The sequence below is a fragment of the Novosphingobium chloroacetimidivorans genome (assembly GCF_014204535.1).
In the GTDB taxonomy this organism is placed as follows: domain Bacteria; phylum Pseudomonadota; class Alphaproteobacteria; order Sphingomonadales; family Sphingomonadaceae; genus Novosphingobium; species Novosphingobium chloroacetimidivorans.
Genome location: NZ_JACHLR010000065.1, coordinates 1 through 3,084, shown reverse-complemented (window position 1 = coordinate 3,084; position 3,084 = coordinate 1). Strand labels below are relative to the sequence as shown.

General features: G+C 56.5%; 3 protein-coding genes. 2 read left to right on the top strand and 1 reads right to left on the bottom strand.

Annotated elements, in window-relative coordinates:
* The first annotated feature begins 647 nt into the window (after window positions 1–647).
* A protein-coding gene (locus tag HNO88_RS21730; protein ID WP_376768808.1) for an IS5 family transposase occupies window positions 648–1,429 on the top strand; the annotation gives its coding sequence in 2 pieces (ribosomal slippage) (window positions 648–987 and window positions 987–1,429; 783 coding nt in all).
* 930 nt (window positions 1,430–2,359) lie between these two features.
* On the top strand, window positions 2,360–2,596 hold the full coding sequence (locus tag HNO88_RS23265; RefSeq protein ID WP_512698578.1) for a hypothetical protein: 237 nt from the start codon (window positions 2,360–2,362) through the stop codon (window positions 2,594–2,596).
* 136 nt (window positions 2,597–2,732) lie between these two features.
* Here the strand turns inward: HNO88_RS23265 and HNO88_RS22150 are convergent.
* Window positions 2,733–3,084: hypothetical protein (locus HNO88_RS22150; RefSeq protein WP_221420169.1), on the bottom strand; the 352-nt coding region annotated here is incomplete at its 5' end.

The window sequence follows — 3,084 nt, the reverse complement described above, 5'->3', positions numbered from 1 at the left end:
CTACCCGCTACGACAAACGCGACGACAACTTCCTCGCCTCAGTCCAACTCGCATCCATACGCATCTGGCTGCGGCATAATGAGTCGGTGGCCTAGCATAGATCATGCCGCTGCCCTTCCAGGCTCGCCGGATCAACTCTGTCTGCCAGATATCTTCTTGAGCGCGGGAGCTCACCAAGTTTATCTGCCTAGCGCAGAAACCGCTAGGCTGGATGCGCAGGCACCGACACGTCGACCAAACCGAGAGTTGGTCATGACGCTCGGCCACAAGTTGCGTACCTCAGTTTGCGTACCTGGCACAATACGATGTCCTTTCCGGGATGTCGCGCTCCTCCTCGTCCCTCCCCTGGCCGATTAGCGGTATAATCGCCGTTTCTCGGCACCCGTGGTGCCATCATCAGACATCACGTTCGCCAATTGCGGCTTCCCGGCATGCTGCCAACGCTGACTGACGCTAAGCCGCTCGGAAAAAATCGCTATTGCATACCTGCGTCGTGTGATCTGGCAACCGCATGACGCTTGAACTCATCGCTGGAAACAGGCTTGCCGTGCCCGGCTCCTGTCCCAACTTAGGCTAGGCCACGTTGACAAAGTGGATTCCCAGACAGGCTGACATCTGATTCAAAGCTGCTCTTTGCGGGAGTGGCAATGGCTCGGGGTGATTTGACAGACGAGGAATGGGAAGTGATTGCGGGACTGCTGCCATCGGAACGTGGCCGCAAATCCCGCCCTGCTCATGATAACCGGCGCTTTCTCAATGGCATGCTGCATGTGTTGCGGGTCGGCTGTCCGTGGCGCGACATGCATGAACGCTATGGCCTTTGGAACTCGGTCTATGTGCGCTTTCGGCGCTGGGCCGAACAAGGCGTGTGGGATGCGATCCTTGCGACGCTGGTCGAATTGGGACTGACGGATGACTGGCAGCACATGATCGACAGCACCACAGTTCGCGGCCATGTTTCGGCGGTGGGCGGAAAAGGGGGGGCTCTGCGCAGGCTTCTGGTCGATCACGCGGCGGCTTTACGTGCAAGGTCCACGCCCGCTGTGACAATCAGGGACGCCCTCTCGGCTTCATCCTGACCGGTGGAGAAGCGTCGGACTATGGCGCGGTCGATGCCTTGATGGCGATCCCTGTCACCAAGCCAAAGGCTCTACTCGCCGACAAAGGCTATGACGGCGATGCTGTTCGCGAAAACCTGCTGATGCGCGGCATATTGCCGATCATCCCGCCCAAGGCGAACCGCCGCCAACCCATCCCCTGCGATTTCCGTCGCTATCGTGACCGCAACCGCATCGAGCGCATGTTCGGCCATCTTAAGCAGTTCCGCCGCATCGCCACCCGATACGACAAAACCGCCCTGTCATTCGCCAGCTTCCTGAACCTGGCTGCAATCCGCAAGTGGTTGCCGAACTTTGTCAACACGGCCTAGAAGGCGTACAAAAATTTCGGGGCTACTCAGATCCTGATGCACCTTGCCCCGTGAACATCTTGACGAGCACCCCTACCTAAGATCCGTCAAGTCTCAGAGGTGCGCCACAGCCCCCACCGATATCATACCGCACTCAGGCGTCAGCAGCTACGCAAACTGAAGGGAGAATACCTGACATTGTAAAATCTCGTTCGCCCTCGCGAACAGTAGTTTCGCCCCTTCCGATTCTTTATAACGGCGTGATGTCGAACATATCCAGTCTTGCTGAAGCGAGAGATCGACGATTTTGCAGCGTAGCGGACACGTTGGCGCTCGCTGTAGACCCGGTATTGCAGCGCCTTGCTGCCATCAGCGGCATGAGCGAAGAGGGGCGTGCTTCCAACGTGTGGCCACTTGAAGCCGATGCCTGCGTCGCTATGATCGTCGGCCAAGCGGAGGCTATGCGGCCAAGCCTTAAGGCTGTCGGCATCGAGCGAGCAATGATGTAGCAAATGCTTGCCGAACTAAGGGCCGCGTTCTCCGAGAACGTGGCGGAGCGGATGTAGGCTTGGCGCTTGAGCTTCCGCCCTGTTTCACAACGATGCGATGTCTAGCTGATTTGCCAATTGCAAGCGCCTTCACTCGCGGCCGGCGACCGGCGCGCTTGCTATGCATCGGCGGTCTTGCTGGGCACGTGACGTCGACGCGCAGCAACGCCGCGCTCCGCTATCCAGCTGGACGCTTGTTAACCTTGGACCGATCGCCCACGAGGGCATGATTTTCGCATGCCGACCGTCACAAGCTTTGATGATTCGTTCGCCACGAAGAACACTCAGAAGGCGCTCTTTTTTGCAGATGCTCTTGAGCTACTAAAATGTAGACGTAAGCCTAAGCAGACATTAACCATCCTTTGCCAGGCGACGCAATACTCGTGGCAATCGGTAGATAGGGGTGACCGTGAATAACATCGAGGTAAAGACACACGACACTTGGCGTCAGGTGCCTTTGACCGACGGATGGAAATACGACGGCGAATTGATGCGGTGTCCATGGTGCCACGGCGCTGCGTACGTTTCCCTTCATAGGTCCGGTGGCAAGTCACCAATCTTAGTACACAAAAAGAAGTGGACTGGATGCCAACGGGGGGCGACGTCAAATGGGCACACCCATCCACAAGCAATCGATTAACACGTCCAAGCATACTTCGGCTTAACTGCGTACCATCTCAAATCTAAAATGTCGTTCTGCCTGGGCACGATAAAAGCGTTGAGGCGAGACGATTATGGCTCCTCATGGGCTCTTGTAAGACAGCCAGAGGTATGCGCTATCCAGATCGTTTGATTTGTCCATCCAATTGGTCAAGTATCGTCTGATAAAGGTCCACACTCATCCATTCGTGTTCATACATGGCTGTATAGGCATGCCGAACCATGGTTCTAAGACTTTGACCTTCATAGCTGAGGACGCCGCGAGAGAGGTGGAAGGTGCCTGACGTAACCTCCCTCTTGGCTACCAAGACAACCAGTCCAAGAACAAAGCGAAGTGCACTGATGTTATCGACGATAAGTTCGTCACGGTTTCGGTAAGCGTCCGGTGAGCGGTTCTGCTCAGGCGGCGCGGTAGTTCCAAGGCAAGAGATCGTCGATTTGACGGTTGGGGTGGTCGGCGATGCGGTT